This window comes from Pilimelia terevasa (genome assembly GCF_014647915.1).
GTDB classification, from domain to species: Bacteria; Actinomycetota; Actinomycetes; order Mycobacteriales; family Micromonosporaceae; genus Pilimelia; species Pilimelia terevasa.
On record NZ_BMQC01000003.1, the window covers coordinates 175,355 to 195,779 of the forward strand.

Consider the following 20,425-nt stretch of genomic DNA (forward strand, 5'->3'; position numbering starts at 1 on the left):
TCAGTCCCAGTCCAGTCCGCCGCGGCGCCACACGTAGGCGTAGGCCACGAAGACGGTCGCAATGAAGAGGATCATCTCGACGAACCCGAACAGGCCCAGCGCGTTGAAGCTGACCGCCCAGGGGTACAGGAAGATGATCTCGATGTCGAAGATGATGAACAGCATCGCGGTCAGGTAGAACTTGATCGGGAAGCGGCCGCCGCCGGTGGGCGTGGGCGAGGGCTCGATGCCGCACTCGTAGGCGGCGAGCTTGGCCCGGTTGTAGCGCTTGGGCCCGACCACCAGCGAGGTGGCGACGGAGAACAGCGCGAACCCGGCCGCGAGGGCGAACAGCCCCAGGATCGGTACGTACGCGGATAGCGACATCGTGTCTCCTGCTCGTCCTTCCTCGCCTCAGGCCGCCGGCGCGAGCCGGGTGAGCCCGTTGATGATCCGGTCCATCGCGTCCCCGCCCCGGACGTCGGTCAGGTTCGCCAGGAGTTTGAGCACGAACCGCATCAGTGTCGGATGCGGGAGGCCGTGTTGGGTGCAGATCCGCATGATCTCCGGGTTGCCGATGAGCTTCACGAAGGTGCCACCCAGTCGGTAGTACCCGCCAAAGCGCGCCTTCAACTCCGCCGGGTACGCCCGCAGCGCCCGCTCCCGGGCCGGCCCCGCCGGCCGGGCGAGCGCGGTGAGCGCCATCTCGGCCGCCACCTCGCCGGACTCCATCGCGTAGGCGATGCCCTCGCCGTTGAACGGGTTGACCATTCCGCCGGAATCGCCGACCAGCAGCATCCCGCGGGTGTAATGGGGCGTGCGGTTGAAGCCCATCGGCAGGGCGGCGCCCAGCACCTTGCCGTCGGCGTTCGCCGGGTCGGCCAGCCCCCACTCCTGCGGCGTGCCGGCCAGCCAGTCGCGCAGCAGGTGCCGGTAGTTGGTCTTGCCGAAGGCGGTGCTGCTGTTGAGGACGCCCAGGCCGACGTTGACCCGGCCGTCGCCGAGCCCGAACAGCCAGCCGTACCCCGGCAGCAGGACGCCCTCGCCCGCCTCGCCGCTGCGCAGCTCCAGCCACGACTCCAGGTAGTCGTCGTGGGTGCGGGCCGCGCTGCGGATGTACTGCCGCACGGCCACGCCGATCGGCCGGTCGTCGCGCTTGTCCAGGCCGAGCGCGAGCGCGAGCCTGCCGGAGACGCCGTCGGCCGCGATCACCAGCGGCGCCCGGAAGGTCAGCGGCTCGGCGCCGTCGCCGTCGGCCGTCACGCCGACCACGCGGCCGTCGCCGTCCAGCAGCGGCGCCTGGACGTTGATTCCGGTGCGCAGGGTCGCGCCCGCGGCCACCGCCTGCCGGGCCAGGATGTCGTCGAAGTCCATCCGCGTGCGGCACAGGCCGTAGTCGGGGTAGCTGGCCAGCTCCGGCCAGTCCAGTTCCAGGCGCAGGCCGCCGCCGATGACGCGCAGGCCGCGGTTGGGGACCCAGCCCTCGGCCCGGGTGTCGATGCCCATCCTGATCAGTTGCTGGACCGAGCGGGGCGTCAGGCCGTCGCCGCAGACCTTCTCGCGCGGGAAGTGCGTCTTCTCCAGCAGGAGGACCTTCGCGCCGTGGACCGCCAGGTGGTACGCCGCCGCGGAGCCGCCCGGGCCCGCGCCGACCACGATGACGTCGGCGTCGTACGCCGCGGCGGCACCGCCCACCTCGGACCGCGGTGTGGGGACAGTCGGGGTCACTGCACCTCCGCCTCGTCTGCCGGGCGCCGTCCGGGCCGTGAGGTCGGCCCGGTGCCGCGTTCCGGGGCTCGTGAAACAATTCACAAGCGCATTCGGAGGGCAGTCTAAAACCGACCCCTGACCCGCTCAGGTGTTAGGGGAACCTAAGTCGTCGCCAGGCCCAGTCCCTGTAACACCCCGGCATCCAGCCGCTCACTCAGCGCACCCCCGGTCGTCCGGTCCACCGCCTGCAGCAGGTCCGCGAGGAGCTGCTGGGCCAACTCCGGCCGCTGCGCCGAGAGCAGGCGTAGCTGGTCCGCCAACGTCGCCACCTGATCCGTACCGTCGCCCATTCCGGCCCCCTCGCTCAGGTCCCCCAGGCCACCGTCACCTTAGAACCGCGCCCTGCGTTATATCCGGGTTTCGCCCAAAGAATCCTGCCGGTCAGCCTCGCCCGTCGCGGACCGCCGGCACCCCGACAGTTCCCGCCGGGCCGGTCCGCCAATCGCCGCCCGGGCGGCGGGCTACTCAGGCGGTGCGGGTCGCCGCCAGGACGTCCGCGAGCTGGTCGGACGTGGGCAGGGTGTCCAGGGCCTCGGCGATCTCGGCCTCGGCCCACTCCCGGTGCCGGGGCTCCGCCGCCGGGTCCCGCGCGACGCGCGCCTGGCCGAGCAGGAAGTTGAGCCGGGTCGCCAGCAGCATCGAGAAGTCGGCCGGCCCGGTGAGCCGGCCCGGCCCGCCCGCCCGCAGGTACGCGGCGTACACCGCGCGGACCGCGTCGAGGTCGGCGCGGCGGCGGTCGCAGAACCAGTCGAAGAAGAACCGGGCCAGCTCGCGGGCGGGGTCCGCCGGCCCGAGGTCGTCCCAGTCGACCACGGTCAGGCCGTCCGCACCCGCGGCGTCGGCGTCGGCGTCGGCGTCGGCGTCGGCGTCGGCGTCGGCGTCGGCGAGGATGTTCTCCGGGTGCAGGTCGCGGTGGCACAGGACGAGGCCGGCGGGGTCGGCCGGGGTCACGGCGGCGCACAGGCGCGGCAGGGTCGCCACGCGGTCGGCGAGCCGCGCGGCCCACGCCGCCGGCGAACCGGTCGCCGCCGCCCACCGGGCGGCCTCCGGCGGCGTGTCGTACCAGGGGTCCGGCGGCCCGCCGCCGCACTCGGCCGCCAGCGGCGGCGCACACCGGTGCAGGCGGGCCAGCAGCGTCCCGAGCGCCGCCGGGTCGGCACCCGACGGGCGCAGGTCCACCCAGTCGTACAGCCGCAGCCACCCGCCCCCGACCGCCGGCACCAGGTACCGGCCGGCGCGGTCGGGGTGGCTGGCCGGCAGCCGCACCCCGGCCGCCCGCGCCCGCCGGGCGAACCCCAGCTCCGCCTCGACCAGCACGGCGGCGGGCGGCGCGCCGAACATCTCCTTGAGCGCGTACCGGTCCGGCCCGACCGCGAGCCGCCAGACCTGCCCGCGAGCGCCGCGCGGCCCGGGCGCGGCGGTGACGTCCGCGTCCCAGCCGAACGCCTCCCGCACGCAGTCGGCCAGCGCCGCGCCCCGGTCCCCGCCCGCGGCGGCGCCGCCCGGGGTCGGCACTACGGGCGGGTGCCGCGGTGCAGGGCGGCGATGCCCCCGCTGAGGTTGCGCCAGCCGACCGCGTCCCAGCCGGCGGCGGCGATGCGCGCGGCCAGCGCGCGCTGGTCCGGCCAGGCGCGGATCGACTCGGCCAGGTAGACGTACGCCTCGGGGTTGCTGGCCACCGCGCGGGCGGCCGCAGGCAGCGAGCGCATCAGGTACGACAGGTAGACGGTCCGCCACGGCGCCCAGGTCGGGTGGCTGAACTCGCAGACCACCAGCCGCCCGCCCGGCCGGGTCACCCGGCGCAGCTCGGCGAGGGCGGCGTCGACGTCCACGACGTTGCGCAGGGCGAAGGAGATGGTCACGGCGTCGAAGGTCGCGTCGGCGAAGGGCAACCGGAGGGCGTCGCTGGCCAGCAGCGGCACCTCGGGCCGGGTCCGGCGGCCGACGCGCAGCATCCCCAGGGAGAGGTCGGCCCCGACGGCGTACGCGCCGCCGCGCCGCAGCTCGGCGGTCGAGACGCCGGTACCGGCGCCGACGTCGAGGACGCGCTGCCCGGGGCGGGGGTCGACCGCCGCCCGGGTCGCCCGCCGCCAGCCGGCGTCCTGCCCGAAGGACAGCAGCGTGTTGGTCCGGTCGTACCGCCGCGCGACGCCGTCGAACATCTCGGCGACCGCGGCCGGCCGCTTGTCCAGCCGCGCCCGTCCCCCCACACCCGTCATGCGGCCACTCTATGCGCCCGCGCGCGGGCGGCGGCGGCGCGCCCGGCGCCGGGGCCACCGGTCAGCGGGGCTGGTGGCGGCGGATCGACAGCAGCAGCCCCGCGCCGATCAGCAGCAGGCCCAGGCCGGTCAGCGCGAACGGCGGGGCGTCGTCGCGGCCGGTCAGCGGCAGCTCGCGGGCGGCGAGGGCCGCGCCGTGGCCGCCGGGCGCGGCGGCGCCGACCTGGACGACCAGTTCGTCGATGTTGTCGGTCGGGTCGGCGTCGGCCAGGCGGCGGGCGCTGCGCACGCGGTTGTCGTCGGTGGCCGCCCGCGCCGCGCCCAGGGGCGTGACCGACAGGCGGCCGCCGACGAGCGGGCGCGGCGCGGACAGCCGCGGCGAGACGGCGACGACCTCCCGGAAGCGCAGCCGGGACGGGGCCTTCCCGCGCTCCCCCTCGGGCGCCAGCGCCAGCGCGGGGTACACGCAGAAGGCGGCGCGGCGGGCGGCGTCGTAGGTGCACGCCTTGTACAGCCGGGCGAACGTCGCGCCGCGCGGCAGGACGATCCGCACGATGAAGCCGGTCGCGCGGGCGCTGCCGGCGTTGCCGACCGCGTAGTGCAGGGTCGCCTGCCCGCCGGGGCGGGTCCCGCCCGTGGCGCCGCGGGCCGGGTCGAACGGCGCGTCGGGCGCGTACGCGTACAGGTCCGCGCCCGGCCCGCCGACCCGGACGGGGGCGCTGGCGACGTTGTTGCGCCGGCGCGGGTCCCGCCCGTCGTGGGTGACGCCGACCCGCAGCCGCCCGGCGGTCCCGCCCCCGGCGAGGTGGCGCAGGGTCACCGCGAGGTCGACGGCGCTGCCGGGCCGGACGTCGGCCACCCGGCAGTACAGGTAGCCGGCCCGGCGGCGGCACGCGTCGGCCGCGGGTACCCGGACGGCGACCCGGCGCTGGTCGAGCCGGCCCAGGTCGAAGGCGACGGTCACCCCGGTCGCCGTCCGCCGGCTGTGGTTGACCAGGGTGACGTCGGTGACCTTGCTGCGGGCGCCCGCCGCCAGCGTGGTGCCGGCGACGGTGATCGCGAGGTCGACCCCGCCCGCGGCCGCCGCGGGGGCACCCGCGGCGAGGGTGGCCGCGGCGGCGGCGCTCAGCGCGGCGGCGCCCGCCCGGGATAGGAAGTTCATGACACTCCTGAGTGCTCGGCCCGCGGTGCTCGGGGCTCCGCGCGACGGAGAGGCGCGGTGCCATGAGGCGTAACGAGGCAAAGCATCCAATCGCGCACTAAGCGATATGGAATGTCCGATACAGAGCTGATTTACCCGCGATTGTGTCGCGGGTGGACGGACGTCCGGGTCACTCGGGCGGGGCCGCCGGGAGCACCGGCAGGGTCGCCGCGCCGGCCGGGGCGGCGACCGGCACGCCCGCCCCGACGCCGCCGCCGGGCAGCGCGGTCGACGAGAAGTGCGAGACGATCCGGCTGTCGTCCGGGTCGTCGGCCGGGGTGTGGTGCACGGCCAGGCGGCGGTACAGGGTGTCGCGCTGGGCCGGGACCCGGTCGGCGGACCGGATCATCCAGACCAGTTCCCGCAGGTTGGAGCGGTGGCGGGCGCCCGCCGAGGAGATGACGTTCTCCTCCAGCATGATCGAGCCGAGGTCGTCCACGCCCATGTGCAGGGCGAGCTGGCCGACGTCCTTGCCGGTGGTCAGCCAGGACGCCTGAAGGTGGGCCACGTTGTGGAAGAACAGCCGGGCCACGGCGATCATCCGCAGGTACTCCAGGCCGGTGGCCTGGGTGCGGCCCTTGAGGTGGTTGTTCTCCGGCTGGTACGTCCACGGGATGAACGCCCGGAAGCCCCCGGTGCGGTCCTGCACCTCGCGGATCATCCGCAGGTGCGCGATGCGCTCGGCGTTGGTCTCGCCGGTACCCATCATCATCGTCGCGGTGGACTCCAGGCCGTGGGTGTGCGCGACCTCCATGACCTCCAGCCAGCGGGCGCCGGACTCCTTCAGCGGGGCGATCGCCCGGCGCGGCCGGTCGGGCAGCATCTCGGCGCCGGCACCGGCGATCGAGTCGAGCCCGGCCGCCTTGATCCGCAGGACCGCCTCCTCGATCGAGGCGCCCGACACCTTGGCCATGTGCAGGATCTCGCTCGGGCCGATCGAGTGGATCGCGAGCTGCGGGTAGGCCTGCTTCACCGCGCGGAACAGGTCCTCGTAGTACTCGACCCCGTACTCCGGGTGGTGGCCGCCCTGGAGCATCACCTGCGTGGCGCCCAGCGCGACCGCCTCGCCGCAGCGGCGCAGGATCTCCCCGGTGGGGTGCGACCAGCCCTCGCGGTGCTTCGGCGCCCGGTAGAACGCGCAGAACTTGCAGGCGGTGACGCAGACGTTCGTGTAGTTGATGTTGCGGTCGATCAGGTACGTCACGACGTTGTCGGGGTACCGCCGCCGCCGCACGGCGTCCGCCGCCTCGCCCAGCGGGTGCAGGGGGGCGTCGGTGTAGAGCAGCAGGGCCTCGTCGGCGCTGATCCGCCCGCCGTCGGCCCCGCGCTGGAGGATCGCGTCGATCTCCCGCCGCGCGCCCCCGGTCCGCCCGGCGCCCGGCGCCGTACCCGCCCCTGTCGCGGCCGATGCCGCGGTGCTGCCCGCCGTCACGCTCACCCCCCGAGCCTACGACGCCGCGGCCCGGACCTGCCCGCGCGGGCGGCGCGACCGGCGCGGACGCCCCCGCGCACCGGAGCGCGAAACACCCGGAAGCGGGCGGACGCACCCGCGGCTCAGACGCGGAACCGGGCCAGGTTCGCCTGGAGCGCGGCGGCGCTCCCCTCCAGGTCGCCGCTGACCCGCTCGGCCTCGGACAGGCCGTCGGCGGCGCTGGCCGCCCGGCCGGCTACCTCGCCGAGGCCACCGGCGATCCGGCCCACCCCGTCGGCCACCGCGCCGATCCCGCGCGACATCTCGCCCGTCGTGGCGGTCTGCTCCTCCACGGCGGAGGCGATCGTGGTCTGGTAGTCGTTGATCTTGGCGATGACCTCGGTGATCCGGCCGATGACCTCGGCCGCGCCGGCCGCGTCCGCCTGGATCGCGGTGATCCGGCCGCCGATGTCGCCGGTCGCCTTGGCCGTCTCCTGGGCCAGGTCCTTGACCTCCCCGGCCACCACCGCGAACCCCTTGCCCGCCTCGCCCGCCCGGGCCGCCTCGATCGTCGCGTTCAGCGCCAGCAGGTTCGTCTGCTCGGCGATCGAGTTGATCAGCTTGACCACGTTGCCGATCTCGGCCGAGGAGGTGCCGAGCTGCTCGACGGTCGACACGGCCCGGGACGCCTCGGTGACCGCGATGCCGGCGACGTCCACCGCCTCGGCGGTGTTGCGGGAGATCTCGCGGATCGACAGCCCCATCTCCTCCGCGCCCGCCGCGACCGTCTGCACGCTGCGCGAGATGTCCTCGGCGTCGGCCGAGGACGCCTCCGTCTGGGCCGTCGTGCCGCGCGCGGCGTCCGCCATGCCGGCGTTGACCTCCGAGAGCCGGGCGGCGGCGCCGACGACGGTGTCCGCGGTGCCGGCGACGGTCCGCAGCGACTCGCGGATGCTGGCCGTCGCGCGGTCCAGCGAGCGGGCCATCCGGCCCAGTTCGTCGCGGGTGTCCAGGTCGGCGCGGCGGGTCAGGTCGCCGTCGGCCACCGCCTCCAGGACGTCGCCGACCCGGCGCAGCCCGCGCAGCAGCGACCGGCCCGTCGGTACGCACAGCGCCAGCAGCAGCGCCGCCCCCAGCAGGATGGCCACGACGGTGACCGTGCGGGTACCGGAGACCGTCCGCGCCATCTCCGCCTGAGCCTGCGCCACCGCGCCGTCCACCCACTCGTGGATCTTCTCCAGCTCGCCGTCGACCACGTCGTTGCGCGCGGCCACCTCGGGCTCCAGCCGCCGGGCCGCGGCCTGGTCCCGCTGCGCCGTCGCGACGAACCCGCGGACGAAGTCGCTGAACGCCGCCACGGCCGGCCGGACGCCGTCGACCTGCGCGCGCAGCGCGGCCGGCAGCGGCAGGGCGTCCAGCGCGGCGAGCGTCTCCTCGACGCTGGCCACGTCGTCGGGCATGTCGGCGGCGATGTCGCCCAGGTCGGACTCCAGCGCCGCGCGGTACGCGTTGACCTTCAGCTCGGCCTCGCGGGTGTCCAGGTGGTTGAGCAGACCCCTGGCCTGCTCCAGGGTGTGCAGGCGGTCGGCCGTCCCGACCAGCGCGTTCCGGCTCTGCATTCCGATCAGCGCGACGCCGGCCACGGTCAGCGCCGCCGCGCCGAAGATCAGTCCGATCCGGCGCCCCACCCCGATGTCCGACAGCCTCAGCACGTCTCATCCCTTTCGCCACCAAAGACGATAGACCCGGACCGGGCCCTCCCGACGGCCGTTGGCCGGTCCCGGAAACGGCCGGCGCCGCCGCCGGGGCGCCTATGCTCACCGGTGAGCCTGGAGGTGGCGGAGTGACGAGCAGCATCGGCGACCAGCTCGCCGCGGAGAGCCGGCAGCACCCCTCCCCCGACCTGCCGCGGCCGGCCGGCGGCGACATGCGGTACCGCCGGCTGGGCCGGTCCGGGCTGGTGGTGTCCGTCGTCGGCGTCGGCTGCAACGCCTTCGGCGCCGGGCTCGACCAGGCCGGGGTGACCGAGGTGGTGCACGCCGCCCTCGACGCCGGCATCACCTTCTTCGACACCGCGGACCTGTACGGCGACCCGCCCGGCCGGTCGGAGGAGCTGCTCGGCGCCGCGCTGCGCGGGCACCGGGACGACGTGGTGATCGCCACGAAGTTCGGCATGAACGTGGGCGGCCTCAACGGCGCCGACCGGGGCGCCCGCGGGGCGCGGGGCTACGTGCTGCGGGCGGTGGAGGGTTCGCTGCGCCGGCTGGGCGTGGAGCACCTCGACCTGTACCAGCTCCACGAACCGGACCAGGCGACGCCGGTCGAGGAGACGCTGGCGGCCCTCGACGACCTCGTGCGCGCCGGCAAGGTCCGGTACGTCGGGCACTCCAACTTCGCCGCCTGGCAGGTCGCCGACGCCGCCTGGACCGCCCGGACCCGCGGCAGCACCCCCTTCGTCAGCGCCCAGGACCACTACAACCTGCTGCGCCGCGACGTCGAGGCCGAGCTGATCCCGGCCTGCACGCACCACGGGCTCGGCTTCCTGCCGTACTTCCCGCTGGCCAGCGGGCTGCTCACCGGCAAGTACCAGCGGTACGAGGCGCCGCCGCCCGGCAGCCGGCTGGGCCGCCCGCGGTACGCGGCCCGGTTCGCCGCCGCGCCGTGGGACGTGATCGAGGCGCTGGAGAAGTTCGCCGCCGCGCGCGACCTGAGCCTGCTCGACGTCGCCATCGGCTGGCTGGCCGCCCAGCCGGCCGTGACCTCCGTGATCGCGGGCGCGACGACCCCGGCGCAGGTGCGCGCGAACGTCGCCGCCGGGGCGTGGATCCCGACCCCCGCCGACCTGCGCGCCCTGGACGACATCACCGAACGCTGACCGCCCCGCCCGCTCGGTAGAATCCCGGCGGGCGCGGGGCGGGAGGGCTACGGGTGCTGACGGTGCACGGCGCGTGGGTCGACGACCGCCTCACGCTGTGGGCCGAGGCCCCGCCGCCCCCGGACCCCGCCCGGCCGGACTCCGGGCCGCCCGACTCCGGGCCGCCGGACTCCAGTCCGCGGAACTCCGGGCCGCCCGCCGCCCGGTCGGCGGCGCGCCGCCGCGGTCCCCGGCCCCACCCGTACGCCGTGGCGGCCCCCGCGCTCGCCGCCGCCCTCGGCCGCGGCGAGCCCGGCCACCACCTCGCCCTGCTCCCCGGCCACCGGAGCGCCCCGGCCCCCTCCCCGGACAGCGGCCGCCCGCCCGTCGGCCGGCGCCCGCGGCTGGCGAGGTGGCAGGTGCCCACCGTCGCCCTCACCGCCGACGAGGCCCTGCGCCTGCTCGCCGACCTCGACGAGGCCGGCGCCGACGGGTCCGCGGCGCCGTGGCGGCCCGGGGGGTCGGTGCGGTACCTGGCCGTCGTCGCCGGCTACGCCTGCGCCCTCGTCCACCGCGGCCGCCTGCTGCCCCAACTCGTCGCGGAGGGGGACGGCCGCGCCGCGCGCTGGCGCCCGGTCCGCACCGGCGCCGACGTCGAGGCGCACACCGAACTGCTCGCCGCCATGCCCGCCGCCTGCCGCGCGCTCGCCGCCCCCGACGGCGCCCCTCCGGGGGTGGGTGAGGCGCTGGACGGGGTGCTGGCGGCGCTCGTCGACGCCGCCGCCCGGCGGCTCCTGCCCGACCGGCTGCTGCGCGGCGCCCGGCCCGGCCCGCGGACCGACGCCGCCGACCGCTGGCTGTGGGCCCTGACCGCCGCCGACGCGACGGTGGCGCTGACCGCCGCCGAGGCGGACGCGCTGGCCCGGCCGCTGCGCCGCTGGTACGACGCCGCGCACGCCTCGGAGACGGGCACCCGGGTCTGCTTCCGGCTGGTCGAACCCCTGGGGCCGACGGCCGTCGAGCCTGTGGACAACCCTGTGGACAACTCTTCCGACCAGGAGATCTGGCGGGTCGAGTGGGCGTTGCAGTCGGTGGACGACCCGAGCCTGTACGTCCCGGCCGGTGACGTGTGGGCCGGCGCCCGGCCGCCCGGCCTGCCGGAGCGCCCGGACGAGGTCCTGCTGGCCGGCCTGGGCCGGGCGAGCCGGCTGTTCCCCGCGCTGCACGCGGCCCTGCGCGACGCCGCGCCGCAGTCGTGGAGCACCGACACCGCGGGCGCGCACGAGTTCCTGCGCGACAGCGCCCCGCTGCTGCGGGCGGCCGGGTTCGGCGTCCAGCTCCCGGCGTGGGCCGGGCGGACGAGCCTGGGCGTGCGGCTGACCGCGCGCAGCCGCCCCGACGGCCCCGGCGCGGTCGGGTCGGCCGGGGTCGGCCGGACCGAGCTGGTGGACTTCTCGCTGTCCCTGGCGATCGGCGACGCCGCGGTCGACGAGGCGGCGCTGACGGCCCTGGCGGCGCAGAAGGTGCCGCTGATCCGGGTCCGCGGGCAGTGGGTCGAGCTGGACGACCGGCAGCTCTCGGCGGCCCTGGCGCTGCTGCGCCGCCGCCGGTCCGGGACGCTGACCGTGGCCGAGGCGCTGCGCGAGGTGGCCGGCGGCGAGGACATCCTGCCGATCACCCACGTGGACGCCGACGGCGTCCTCGGCGACCTGCTCTCCGGCGCCGCCGACCAGCGCCTGCGGCCCACCCCGACGCCGGCCGCCCTGGCCGGGTCGCTGCGGCCGTACCAGCAGCGGGGGCTGTCCTGGCTGGCCTTCCTCGCCCGCGCCGGACTGGGCGGGATCCTCGCCGACGACATGGGCCTGGGCAAGACGGTCACCACGCTGGCGCTGCTGCTGCACCAGCGGGAGGCCGGCCGGGCCGGCCCGACGCTGATGGTGTGCCCGATGTCGCTGGTCAGCAACTGGGAGCGGGAGGCGGCGCGGTTCGCCCCGGACCTGCGGGTGCACGTGCACCACGGCGGCGGGCGGCTGCGCGGCGACGCGCTGGCCGCCGCCGTCGCCGACCACGACCTGGTGATCACGACGTACGGCACGGCGCTGCGCGACCTGGACGAGCTGCGCGCGCAGCCGTGGGACCGGGTGGTCTGCGACGAGGCCCAGGCGATCAAGAACAGCGGCACCCGGCAGGCGCGCGCGGTGCGGGCGATCCCGGCCCGGACCCGGCTGGCGCTCACCGGCACGCCGGTGGAGAACCACCTGGCCGAGCTGTGGTCGCTGATGGAGTTCTGCAACCCCGGCCTGCTCGGGCCGGCCGCGTCGTTCCGCGAGCGGTACCAGCGGCCGATCGAGACCGGGGCCGCCGACGCCGACGACGCCGCCGCGGCGCTGCGCCGCGCCACCGGCCCGCTCATGCTGCGCCGGCTCAAGACCGACCGGACGATCATCACCGACCTGCCGGAGAAGGTCGAGGTGACCGAGTGGTGCCGGCTCACCCCGGAGCAGGCGACGCTGTACCAGGCGGTGGTCAACGACATGATGGGCGTGATCGCGGCGTCGGCGGGCATGGAGCGCCGGGGCAACGTACTGGCCGCGATGACCAAGCTCAAGCAGGTGTGCAACCACCCCGCCCACCTGCTCGGCGACGGCTCCCGGCTGCCGGGGCGCTCGGGCAAGCTGGCCCGGCTGGAGGAGTTGGCGGCCGAGATCGTCGCCGAGGGCGACAAGGCGCTGGTCTTCACGCAGTACGCGGCGTTCGGCACGATGCTGCGGCCGTACCTGGAGGCGCAGCTCGGCCGGCCCGTCCTCTGGCTGCACGGCGGGCTGCCCAAGGCGCAGCGGGACGCACTGGTGCACCGGTTCCAGACCGACGACGAGCCGATGATCTTCCTGCTGTCGCTGAAGGCCGCCGGTACCGGGCTCAACCTGACCGCCGCCAACCACGTCCTGCACGTCGACCGCTGGTGGAACCCGGCCGTCGAGGACCAGGCCACCGACCGGGCGTTCCGCATCGGCCAGCGGCGCAACGTGCAGGTCCGCAAGTTCGTCTGCGTGGGCACGCTGGAGGAGCGCGTCGACGCGCTGATCCGGTCGAAGCGCGCGCTGGCCGAGCGGGTCGTCGGGGCGGGCGAGGACTGGCTGACCGAACTGTCCACCGACGACCTGCGCGACCTGCTGCGCCTGGACCCGGCGGCGGTGGCGTGATGCCGGTCGGGCCGGACGGGTGGTTCGCGGCGGGGCGGCCGATCAAGGTGGACGGCGGGATCCGGGCGCGCGGGCAGCGCGGGTCGCTCGGCGCGCAGTGGTGGTCGCGGCGGTTCGTGGACCTGCTGGAGTCGCTGTGCGACGGGGGTCGGCTGGCCCGCGGGCGGGCGTACGCGCGGCAGGGCCAGGTGCGCGACTTCACCGTCGGCCCCGGACTGGTCGAGGGGCGGGTGCAGGGCTCCCGGCCGCAGCCCTACCACGTGGCGATCCGCATCGAGGCGTACGGCGACCGGGTGTGGGCGGCGCTGCGCGACGCGCTGGCCGCCCGCGCCGGGTACCGGGCCGCCCTGCTGGCCGGCGAGATGCCGCACGAGATCGTCGACGTCTTCGCCGCGGCCGGGGCGCCGCTGTTCCCCGACGCGCTGGAGATGGCCTGCTCCTGCCCCGACCCCGGGTGGCCGTGCAAGCACCTGTCGGCGGTCCTGTACCTGCTCGCCGAAGCCTTCGACGACGACCCGTTCCTCGTCCTCGCCTGGCGCGGCCGGGACCGGGACACGCTGCTGGCCGCGCTCCGCGGCGAGCCGGCCCCCGGCGGGACCGACCCGGCCGGCCCCCACCCGGGCGACCCCGGCCCGGGGCCGGCCGGCGCCGCCGTGCCGGAGCCGCCGGTCGACGTGGACGCCTTCTATGGCGGCCCGGTGTCGGTCGCCCGGCTGCGCGAGCGGGTGACGGTCGCGTCGGCGGCGCCCCCGGAGCTGCTGCTGCGCGTCCTGGAGGCGCCGCCGGTCCGCGTCCGGCACATCCCGCTGGTGGACATCCTGCGCCCGGCGTACCGCGCGATCCCGCCGCCGGGCTGACTCGGGCTACCGCAGGGTCGGCGGGAGGGCGGGAAAGCCGCCGACCCCGGCGCGCGCGGTCGGGGCCGTCGGGCACAGGCCGCCGTACAGCACGTTCGCCTGCGCCCGGGCCAGCGCCTCGGTCAGCACCGGCGCGTTCTCGCCGACGGTGAGCTGCCGGTCGGTGCCCGCCACGTGGTACGAGTGGGTGGCGTAGCCGATCACGTAGCCGTTGTGGCCCCACACGTCCAGCACGGCCGTCCCGCACGGCAGCCGCAGGTGCATCAGCCCCAGCCCGTAGGCGACGCCGGGCGCGCCGGGCACCGGTACCGTCGTGCGCATCGCCGTCCACTGCGCCGGGGCCAGCAGCCGCCCGTCGAACAGCGCCCGGAAGAACCGGTTCAGGTCGGCGGCGGTGGAGACCAGGTCCCCGGCGGCGCCCGCGATCGTGACGTTGGACCGGCTCACGTCCCGCGGCACGCCCCGGGCGTCCGGCTCGTAGGCCCGCGCGTGCGGCCCGCGGATGACGGTCTCGGTCCCCGGGCGGTAGGTGTCGCGCAGTCCGAGCCGGTCGATGATCCGCCGCTGGATCTCCCGCTCCAGGGTGCGCCCGGTGACTTTCTCCACGATCAGGCCCAGGCCGATGTAGTTGGTGTTGGAGTACGACCAGCGCGCACCCGGCGCGTGCGTGACCGGCAGCGCCAGCCCCAGCCCGAACAGCGCGGCCGGGGCGAACGTGGTCCGGCGCGCCCAGTCCCCCACGGCGGCGGTGGCCAGCAGCGCCCCGTACTCGCCCAGCCCGCTGGTGTGCTGGAGCAGGTGCCGGACCGTGATCCGCTCCCGCCGGGAGTCCGGCAGGCCGTCGGGGCCGACGGGCGGGAACACGTCCGCGTCCAGGTAGCGGCCGACCGGCGTGTCCAGCCCGATCCGGCCCTCGGCCACGAGCTGGAGCACGGCCACCGCGACGAAGGTCTTGGTGATGCTGCCGACCCGGTGGCGCAGGTCCGGGCGCATCGGGGTGCGGCGGGCCAGGTCGGCGACGCCCACGGCGAGCGCCGCCCGGTCCCCGCCGTCGGCCGCCTCGGCGAACAGGCCGGGCATCCCGGCGTCGCGCTCGGCGCCCATCAGCGCGCGCAGCCGCGCCCGGTCCACGCTCGCCGACGCCGGTGCCGGCCCGCCGAGCGCGGCGACCACCCCCAGGACCAGCCCCGCCACACCGAACCGCCTGCGCCACCGCACCACGCCACCTCCGAAAGCTCGACTGACCGCAGCGTAGGGAGCGCGGGCCGCCGGCGCCGGACGGCCCGCGCCGTGGTCACCCGGACGACTGCCGGAAGGGCCGAAGGTCCTGGTGATCGCGTACGGCGTCCTGCGTGGTCGTCCGCTCGTCAGCGGAGGCGCAGGGTCGCCGCGTCCGCCGTGGCCGCCCGCAGGACGCCGACGACCGGCGCGCCGGGGACCTCCCCGGCGACGAGGAGCCCGCCGGAGGTCTGCGCGTCGGCGAGCAGCAGCACGGCGTCCTCGGCGGCGGTACCGGCGTCCAGGTGCGGCGCCACCCAGTCGAGGTTCCGCCGGGTCCCCCCGGAGACGTACCCGTCGCGGACCGCCTCGGCGGCCCCCGCCAGCAGCGGTACCGCGGCGACGTCCAGGTCGGCGCCGAGCCCGCTGGCCCGGCACAGCTTGTACAGGTGCCCCAGGAGGCCGAACCCGGTCACGTCGGTGCCGCACCGGATGCCGGCGGCGCGGGCGGCCCGGGCGGCGTCGCGGTTCAGCGTGGTCATCGCCTCGACCGCCGCCGGGAACACCTCGCCGGTCGCCTTGTGGCGCGAGTTCAGCACGCCGACGCCCAGCGGCTTGGTCAGCGACAGCGGGAGCCCGGCGCGGCCGGCGTCCAGCGTGATGAGCTGGGCCGGGTCGGCGGTGCCGGTGACGGCGAGGCCGTACTTGGGCTCCCGGTCGTCGATGCTGTGCCCGCCCGCCAGCAGGCACCCGGCCGCCGCCGCCACGGCCGCGCCCCCGCGCAGGACCTCGGCCGCCACGTCCATCGGCAGCAGCTCCCGCGGCCAGCTCAGCAGGTTCAGCGCCACCAGCGGCTCCCCGCCGACGGCGTACACGTCGGAGATCGCGTTGGTCGCGGCGATCCGCCCGAAGTCGTACGGGTCGTCGACCACCGGCGCGAAGAAGTCCGCGGTGGCGACCACGGCCGGACCGCCGCCGGGCGGCTGGACCACGGCCGCGTCGTCCCCGTGCGCCAGCCCCACCAGCAGCCGCTCGTCGGTCTGGCCGGCGAGCCCGGCGAGCATCGCCTCCAACTCGCCCGCCGGCAGCTTGCAACTGCACCCGCCACCGGCCGCGTACCCCGTCAGTCGCACCATCCGCCCAGCCTAGCCACGGACCGCCATCGACGCCGACCCATGGCGCCCCCGGCGGGCGGCGGCCGGGTTAGGGTGTGCGCGGAGGTGTGTGGGTGCCTGGTGGCCCTCCTGGTCTTCAACACCAGTGGGCGGCGCGACGCGTCGTCGGCGGGTTCGATTCCCGTCCACCTCCGCCATCCGGGGGTCCGCCCGCACGGGAGCCGCCGCACGGACGGTTCCGCCGCACGGGAGGCAAGAGTGGACAGGCGACGCCGGATCCCCCGCACCGACACGGTCCTGGCCGACCCGCGGCTGGTGGCCGCGGCGGTCCGCCTCGGCCGGCACCGGGTCAAGGACGCCGTGGCCGCGGCGGCGGCGCTCGCCCGCGCCGGCCGGCTCGACCCCGGTGACCTGGCCGACGCCGCGCTGGCCGCGCTGCCGCCGGCCGCCACCGGCCTGCGAGCGGTGATCAACGCGACCGGCGTCCTGGTCCACACCAACCTCGGCCGGGCGCCGCTGTCCCCCGCCGCCCTCGACGCGGTGCGGCTGGCGGGCAGGACCGTCGACATCGAGCTGGACCTGGTTGACGGCCGCCGCGCCCCCCGCGCCCGCACGGCGGTCGACGCGCTCGCCGCGGCCGTCGGCGGCGCCGTCGGCGCCCACGTGGTGAACAACAACGCGGCGGCGCTGACGCTGGTCGCCGCCGCCCTGGCCGGCGGCCGGGAGATCCTGGTCAGCCGCGGCGAGCTGGTCGAGATCGGCGACGGCTTCCGGCTGCCGGCGCTGCTGGCCGCGGCGGGCGCGCGCCTGCGCGAGGTCGGTACCACCAACCGCACCCACCTCGCCGACTACGCCGAGGCGGTCGGCCCGGACACCGCGCTGATCCTCAAGGTCCACCCGTCCAACTTCCGGCTCACCGGGTTCGTCGCCGAGGCGCCGGTGGCGGCGCTGGCCACGCTCGGCCCGCCGGTGGTCCACGACATCGGGTCCGGCCTGCTGGTACCCGAGCCGCTGCTGCCCGACGAGCCCGACGCCCGCACGTCCCTGCGCGCGGGCGCCGCCCTGGTGACGGCCAGCGGCGACAAGCTGCTCGGCGGCCCGCAGTGTGGCCTGCTGCTCGGGGACCCGGAGCTGGTCGGCGCGCTGCGCCGGCACCCCCTGGCCCGCGCGCTGCGGATCGACAAGCTCACCGCCGCGGCCCTGGAGGCGACGCTCACCGGGCCGGAGCCGCCGGTCACCGCCGCCCTCCGCGCCGACCTGGCCGGGCTGCGCCGCCGGGCGGAGGCCGTCGCCCGCGCGGCCGGCGGCGCGCCGGCCGTCGTGGACAGCACCGCCACGGTCGGCGGGGGCGGGGCGCCCGGCGTCGACCTGCCCAGCGTGGCGCTCGCGCTGCCCGCCGCCGCGGCCGCCGGCCTGCGCACCGGCACCCCGGCGGTACTCGGGCGGGTGGCCGGCGGGCGGCTGCTGCTGGACCTGCGCACCGTCGACCCCGCCGACGACGCGGCGCTGGCCGCGCGGCTGGCCGCCCGCTGATGTACCTCGTCGCCACCGCCGGCCACGTCGACCACGGCAAGTCGACGCTGGTCGAGGCGCTGACCGGTACCCACCCCGACCGGCTCGCCGAGGAGCGGCGCCGCGGGCTCACCATCGACCTCGGCTTCGCCTGGACCGCGCCGGCCGCCGGCCCGCCGACCGCCTTCGTGGACGTACCCGGACACCGGCGCTTCGTCGCCACGATGCTCGCGGGCGTCGGCCCGGTCCCGGCCGTCCTGTTCGTCGTCGCCGCCGACGAGGGGATGCGCGCCCAGTCGTACGAGCACCTACGCGCCCTGGACGCGCTGCGCGTCCAGCACGGCCTGCTCGCCGTGACCCGCGCCGACCTCGCCGACCCGACGGCGGCGCTGGCCGAGGCGCGCCGGGCGCTCGCCGAAACGACCCTGGCCGGCATCGAGGCGGTACCGGTCAGCGCCCGGACCGGTACCGGCCTGCCCGAGCTGCGCGCGGCCCTGCACCGCGCGACCGCGGCCCTGCCGCCCGCCGACCCCGGCGCCGACGTCCGGCTCTGGGTGGACCGCGGCTTCACGATCGACGGGGCCGGCACCGTCGTCACCGGCACCCTCCAGGCCGGCCGGCTGCGGGTGGGCGACGTGCTGCTGCGCGACGACGGCACCCCCGTGCGGGTCCGCGGCCTGCACGCCCTCGGCCGCGCGCGCGAGGAGGTCGCGGGTACCGCCCGGGTCGCCGTCAACCTGCGCGGCGTGGACCGCGCCGACGTGCACCGCGGCGCGGCCCTGCTCACCCCCGGCGCCTGGCTGCCCACCGCCGAGGTCGACGTGCGACACGACCCGGCCGGGGCGCCGCCGCGGGAGGGGGTGCTGCACATCGGCGCCGCCGCGGTACCGGCGCGCTGGCGGCCCGTTGGCGACGGCCTCGCGCGGCTGCGGCTCTCCCGGCCCCTGCCGCTGCGCACCGGGGACCGGGCGCTGTGGCGGGACCCGGGCACCGGCGCGGTCGTCGGCGTGACGGTCCTGGACGTCCGGCCGCGCGCCCTGGACCGCCGGCACCGGGCCGCCGACCGGGCCGCGGCGCTCGGGGCCGCCGGCAGCCCGCCGGACGGCGCGGCGCTGCTCGCGCTGCACGGCCTCCTGCGCGCCCCGACCATGCGGGCGATGGGGGTGGCTCCGCCCGGTACGCCGGTCGCCGCCGACTGGCACGCCGACGCCGGCACCTGGGCCGGCCTGCGCGACCGGCTCGCCGCCGCCGTCGCCGCCTACGCCGCCGCGCACCCGCTGCACCCGGCGATGCCGGTCGAGGCGGCGACGACCGCCCTGGCCCTACCCGACCCGGCGCTGGCGGCCGCGCTCGTGGCGCCGCCGCTGGCGCTGCGCGAGGGGCGGATCACCGCGCCCGGCACCGCGCTGCCGCCGCGCGTGCGGGAGGCCGTGGCGACCCTGCTGGCGCCCCTGGCGGCGACGCCGTTCGCGGCGCCGGACAACGACCGCCTCGCCGCGCTGGGCCTGGGCAGCCGGGAACTCGCCGCCGCCGCCCGCGCCGGCCTGCTCCTGCGGCTGCCCGGCAACGTGGTGCTGGGGCCGGACGCCGCCGGCCGCGCGGCGGCGGCGCTGGCCGGGCTGCCCGCCGCGTTCACGGCCAGCGACGCCCGTCGCGCCTGGGGCACGACCCGCCGGGTGGCGATCCCGCTGCTGGAGCACCTGGACGCCGCGGGGGTCACCGTCCGGGTCGACACCGCCCGCCGCCGCCTCGCCGCCGGCGCCTAGGGCAGCGGGTCGAAGGCGAGCAGCTCGTCGTCCACCGCCGCGTACACGCCGGTGGCGTCGGCCGTCAGCCGCGTGACGTACCCGGGCCACGCCCCGCCGCGCGGCGCGCCGGTCGCCGCGTCCAGCGGGTACACGGTCGCGTTGTACCTGACGAGCAGGGTGCCGCCGCTGACCGCCAGCCGCATCCGCTCGAAGCCCCGGGCGACGTCCACCTGCCAGCGCGGCGCGCCGGTCGCCGCGTCGAGGCTGCGGACCGTGCCGACGGCGCCGCCGACCAGGACCGAGTCGCGGTAGGGCACCGCCTCCTGGAGCAGGTCCGCCGGCACGCTCCAGACCGTGCCCCCCGTGGCGGCGTCCAGGCGGCGCACCCCGGCCCCGACCCCGGCACCGTCCGCCTCGGTAGGCAGGACGAGGTGGCCGCCCGAGTCGTACCCCCACTCCCCCCCGCTCAGGACTCCCTCCAGCGTCCAGGAAGGGGCACAGGTCCGGACGTCCACCAGCGACGCGCTGGCGGGCCGGTCCTCGGTGCGGTCGCGGACGAGCAGTGCGCGGGCGGAGACCTGTCCGGCCAGCGGCCGGGTCGCCAACCACGCCCGACGGCTGCCGCCGTCCGAGGTGGACCACAGCGGGCTGCCGTCCTCGGCGTGCGCCGCCACCCAGTGGTAGCTGGAGTTGCTGGCCTGCACCGCCCGGACCAGGGTCGAGTCGAACCAGTAGGGCACACCGCTGCACGAGCGCACGGCGCCCAGGGGCCGGCCGCCGCCGTCGACGGTCTCCGCGTGCGCGTCGTACGCCGGTGACCCGGCCTTGCGGTACCGGGCGACGGCGGCGACGGCCCGCGGCCCGGCCGCGACGAGGTGGGCGGCCTCCTTCGCCTGTACGTGCGACGGCACCTCCCACCGCACCGCGCCGTCGGCGGCCGCGTGGGCGTGGAGCTTGCCCGGGGTGCTGCGGTAGACCGTGCCGGCGTGCACGTCGAAGGCGCCGGGGAGCGGAGCGCGCCACCGGACCGCCGGCAGCTCACCCGCGCGGCGACGGCGCGCCCGCGCGGGCGGGGCGCCGACGACGCTGAAGGCGCCCAGCGCGGCGCCCCCCAGCAACGCGCGCCGGGACAAGGTCGTGAAAGGACTCGCCATGTGCCACCCCCGTGGACAGGATCACGCAGGCCGCCCCGCGGCCCGCGCCGCCATCATGCTCCCCCCGGGCGCACGCCGCCACCCCGCCGCCTGCCACCTCGCAGCGGAGGCTCTCGTCCGGGGCAGCACCGCCTGAACGGACTTCGGCCAGGTGAGGATCGACGGTCCCCGCGCGCCGGGCGCA

General features: G+C 77.2%; 16 protein-coding genes and 1 tRNA gene. 6 read left to right on the forward strand and 11 right to left on the reverse strand.

Annotated elements, in window-relative coordinates:
* The 8 genes from IEY75_RS05965 to IEY75_RS06000 form a co-directional block, all read right to left on the reverse strand.
* Positions 1 to 366: an NADH-quinone oxidoreductase subunit A gene (locus IEY75_RS05965; RefSeq protein ID WP_189113187.1), complete on the reverse strand. Its 366-nt coding sequence runs from the start codon at positions 364 to 366 to the stop codon at positions 1 to 3.
* A 27-nt stretch (positions 367 to 393) separates the two neighbouring features.
* Positions 394 to 1,674, reverse strand: coding sequence for a geranylgeranyl reductase family protein (locus tag IEY75_RS05970; protein WP_189113388.1), 1,281 nt, complete (start codon positions 1,672 to 1,674; stop codon positions 394 to 396).
* Between the two features lie 176 nt (positions 1,675 to 1,850).
* A complete protein-coding gene (locus tag IEY75_RS05975; RefSeq protein WP_189113188.1) occupies positions 1,851 to 2,039 on the reverse strand; it encodes a hypothetical protein in 189 nt (62 codons plus the stop codon).
* 175 nt (positions 2,040 to 2,214) lie between these two features.
* On the reverse strand, positions 2,215 to 3,264 hold the full coding sequence (locus IEY75_RS05980; protein ID WP_189113189.1) for a phosphotransferase: 1,050 nt from the start codon (positions 3,262 to 3,264) through the stop codon (positions 2,215 to 2,217).
* Positions 3,264 to 3,968 (reverse strand): demethylmenaquinone methyltransferase, encoded by a 705-nt coding sequence (locus tag IEY75_RS05985; protein ID WP_189113190.1) that lies wholly within the window; start codon positions 3,966 to 3,968, stop codon positions 3,264 to 3,266. The genes IEY75_RS05980 and IEY75_RS05985 overlap by 1 nt, the downstream gene beginning before the upstream one ends.
* Positions 3,969 to 4,029: 61 nt before the next feature.
* A complete protein-coding gene (locus IEY75_RS05990) occupies positions 4,030 to 5,130 on the reverse strand; it encodes an LPXTG cell wall anchor domain-containing protein (protein WP_189113191.1) in 1,101 nt (366 codons plus the stop codon).
* Positions 5,131 to 5,299: 169 nt separating this feature from the next.
* On the reverse strand, positions 5,300 to 6,514 hold the full coding sequence (mqnC, locus tag IEY75_RS05995; RefSeq protein ID WP_229789418.1) for a cyclic dehypoxanthinyl futalosine synthase: 1,215 nt from the start codon (positions 6,512 to 6,514) through the stop codon (positions 5,300 to 5,302).
* Between the two features lie 209 nt (positions 6,515 to 6,723).
* Positions 6,724 to 8,292, reverse strand: coding sequence for a methyl-accepting chemotaxis protein (locus IEY75_RS06000; RefSeq protein WP_189113192.1), 1,569 nt, complete (start codon positions 8,290 to 8,292; stop codon positions 6,724 to 6,726).
* 215 nt (positions 8,293 to 8,507) lie between these two features.
* Here IEY75_RS06000 and IEY75_RS06005 point away from each other — a divergent pair, with 215 nt between their 5' ends.
* From IEY75_RS06005 to IEY75_RS06015, 3 genes are read left to right on the forward strand one after another with little or no spacing between them, the layout of a single operon-like run.
* The gene (locus IEY75_RS06005) at positions 8,508 to 9,455 is read left to right on the forward strand and encodes an aldo/keto reductase (protein WP_189113390.1); all 948 of its coding nucleotides are present in this window, start codon (positions 8,508 to 8,510) and stop codon (positions 9,453 to 9,455) included.
* A 53-nt stretch (positions 9,456 to 9,508) separates the two neighbouring features.
* Positions 9,509 to 12,637, forward strand: a complete 3,129-nt coding sequence (locus tag IEY75_RS06010; protein ID WP_189113193.1) for a DEAD/DEAH box helicase — start codon at positions 9,509 to 9,511, stop codon at positions 12,635 to 12,637.
* Entirely contained in the window at positions 12,637 to 13,494 is an 858-nt protein-coding gene (locus IEY75_RS06015) for an SWIM zinc finger family protein (RefSeq protein ID WP_189113194.1), read from the forward strand. Before IEY75_RS06010 ends, IEY75_RS06015 begins: the two co-directional genes overlap by 1 nt.
* Before the next feature lie 6 nt (positions 13,495 to 13,500).
* Here IEY75_RS06015 and IEY75_RS06020 read toward each other — a convergent pair whose 3' ends face one another.
* Positions 13,501 to 14,712 carry a serine hydrolase domain-containing protein gene (locus IEY75_RS06020; RefSeq protein WP_189113195.1) on the reverse strand — a complete coding sequence of 404 codons (1,212 nt, stop codon included), beginning with the start codon at positions 14,710 to 14,712 and terminating at the stop codon, positions 13,501 to 13,503.
* A gap of 149 nt (positions 14,713 to 14,861) precedes the next feature.
* Positions 14,862 to 15,848, reverse strand: a complete 987-nt coding sequence (selD, locus tag IEY75_RS06025) for a selenide, water dikinase SelD (protein WP_189113196.1) — start codon at positions 15,846 to 15,848, stop codon at positions 14,862 to 14,864.
* Between the two features lie 80 nt (positions 15,849 to 15,928).
* Between selD and IEY75_RS06030 the strand changes: the two genes are divergently transcribed.
* From IEY75_RS06030 to IEY75_RS06040, 3 genes are all read left to right on the forward strand, one after another.
* Positions 15,929 to 16,024: transfer RNA gene (locus IEY75_RS06030), tRNA-Sec, on the forward strand.
* 61 nt (positions 16,025 to 16,085) lie between these two features.
* A complete protein-coding gene (gene selA, locus IEY75_RS06035; protein ID WP_189113197.1) occupies positions 16,086 to 17,360 on the forward strand; it encodes an L-seryl-tRNA(Sec) selenium transferase in 1,275 nt (424 codons plus the stop codon).
* A complete protein-coding gene (locus tag IEY75_RS06040) occupies positions 17,360 to 19,105 on the forward strand; it encodes a selenocysteine-specific translation elongation factor (protein ID WP_189113198.1) in 1,746 nt (581 codons plus the stop codon). Before selA ends, IEY75_RS06040 begins: the two co-directional genes overlap by 1 nt.
* Here IEY75_RS06040 and IEY75_RS06045 read toward each other — a convergent pair.
* The gene (locus IEY75_RS06045) at positions 19,102 to 20,241 is read right to left on the reverse strand and encodes an outer membrane protein assembly factor BamB family protein (protein WP_189113199.1); all 1,140 of its coding nucleotides are present in this window, start codon (positions 20,239 to 20,241) and stop codon (positions 19,102 to 19,104) included. The genes IEY75_RS06040 and IEY75_RS06045 overlap by 4 nt on opposite strands.
* Positions 20,242 to 20,425: the final 184 nt, after the last annotated feature.

Excerpts from the sequence above, each read along its gene's own strand:
- IEY75_RS06045 (WP_189113199.1), bottom strand. The coding sequence starts at position 20,241 with ATGGCGAGTCCTTTCACGACCTTGTCCCGGCGCGCGTTGCTGGGGGGC.
- IEY75_RS05975 (WP_189113188.1), bottom strand. The coding sequence starts at position 2,039 with ATGGGCGACGGTACGGATCAGGTGGCGACGTTGGCGGACCAGCTACGC.
- IEY75_RS05965 (WP_189113187.1), bottom strand. The coding sequence starts at position 366 with ATGTCGCTATCCGCGTACGTACCGATCCTGGGGCTGTTCGCCCTCGCG.
- IEY75_RS06005 (WP_189113390.1), top strand. The coding sequence starts at position 8,508 with ATGCGGTACCGCCGGCTGGGCCGGTCCGGGCTGGTGGTGTCCGTCGTC.
- IEY75_RS06015 (WP_189113194.1), top strand. The coding sequence starts at position 12,637 with ATGCCGGTCGGGCCGGACGGGTGGTTCGCGGCGGGGCGGCCGATCAAG.
- IEY75_RS06040 (WP_189113198.1), top strand. The coding sequence starts at position 17,360 with ATGTACCTCGTCGCCACCGCCGGCCACGTCGACCACGGCAAGTCGACG.
- IEY75_RS05990 (WP_189113191.1), bottom strand. The coding sequence starts at position 5,130 with ATGAACTTCCTATCCCGGGCGGGCGCCGCCGCGCTGAGCGCCGCCGCC.
- selD (WP_189113196.1), bottom strand. The coding sequence starts at position 15,848 with ATGGTGCGACTGACGGGGTACGCGGCCGGTGGCGGGTGCAGTTGCAAG.
- IEY75_RS05985 (WP_189113190.1), bottom strand. The coding sequence starts at position 3,968 with ATGACGGGTGTGGGGGGACGGGCGCGGCTGGACAAGCGGCCGGCCGCG.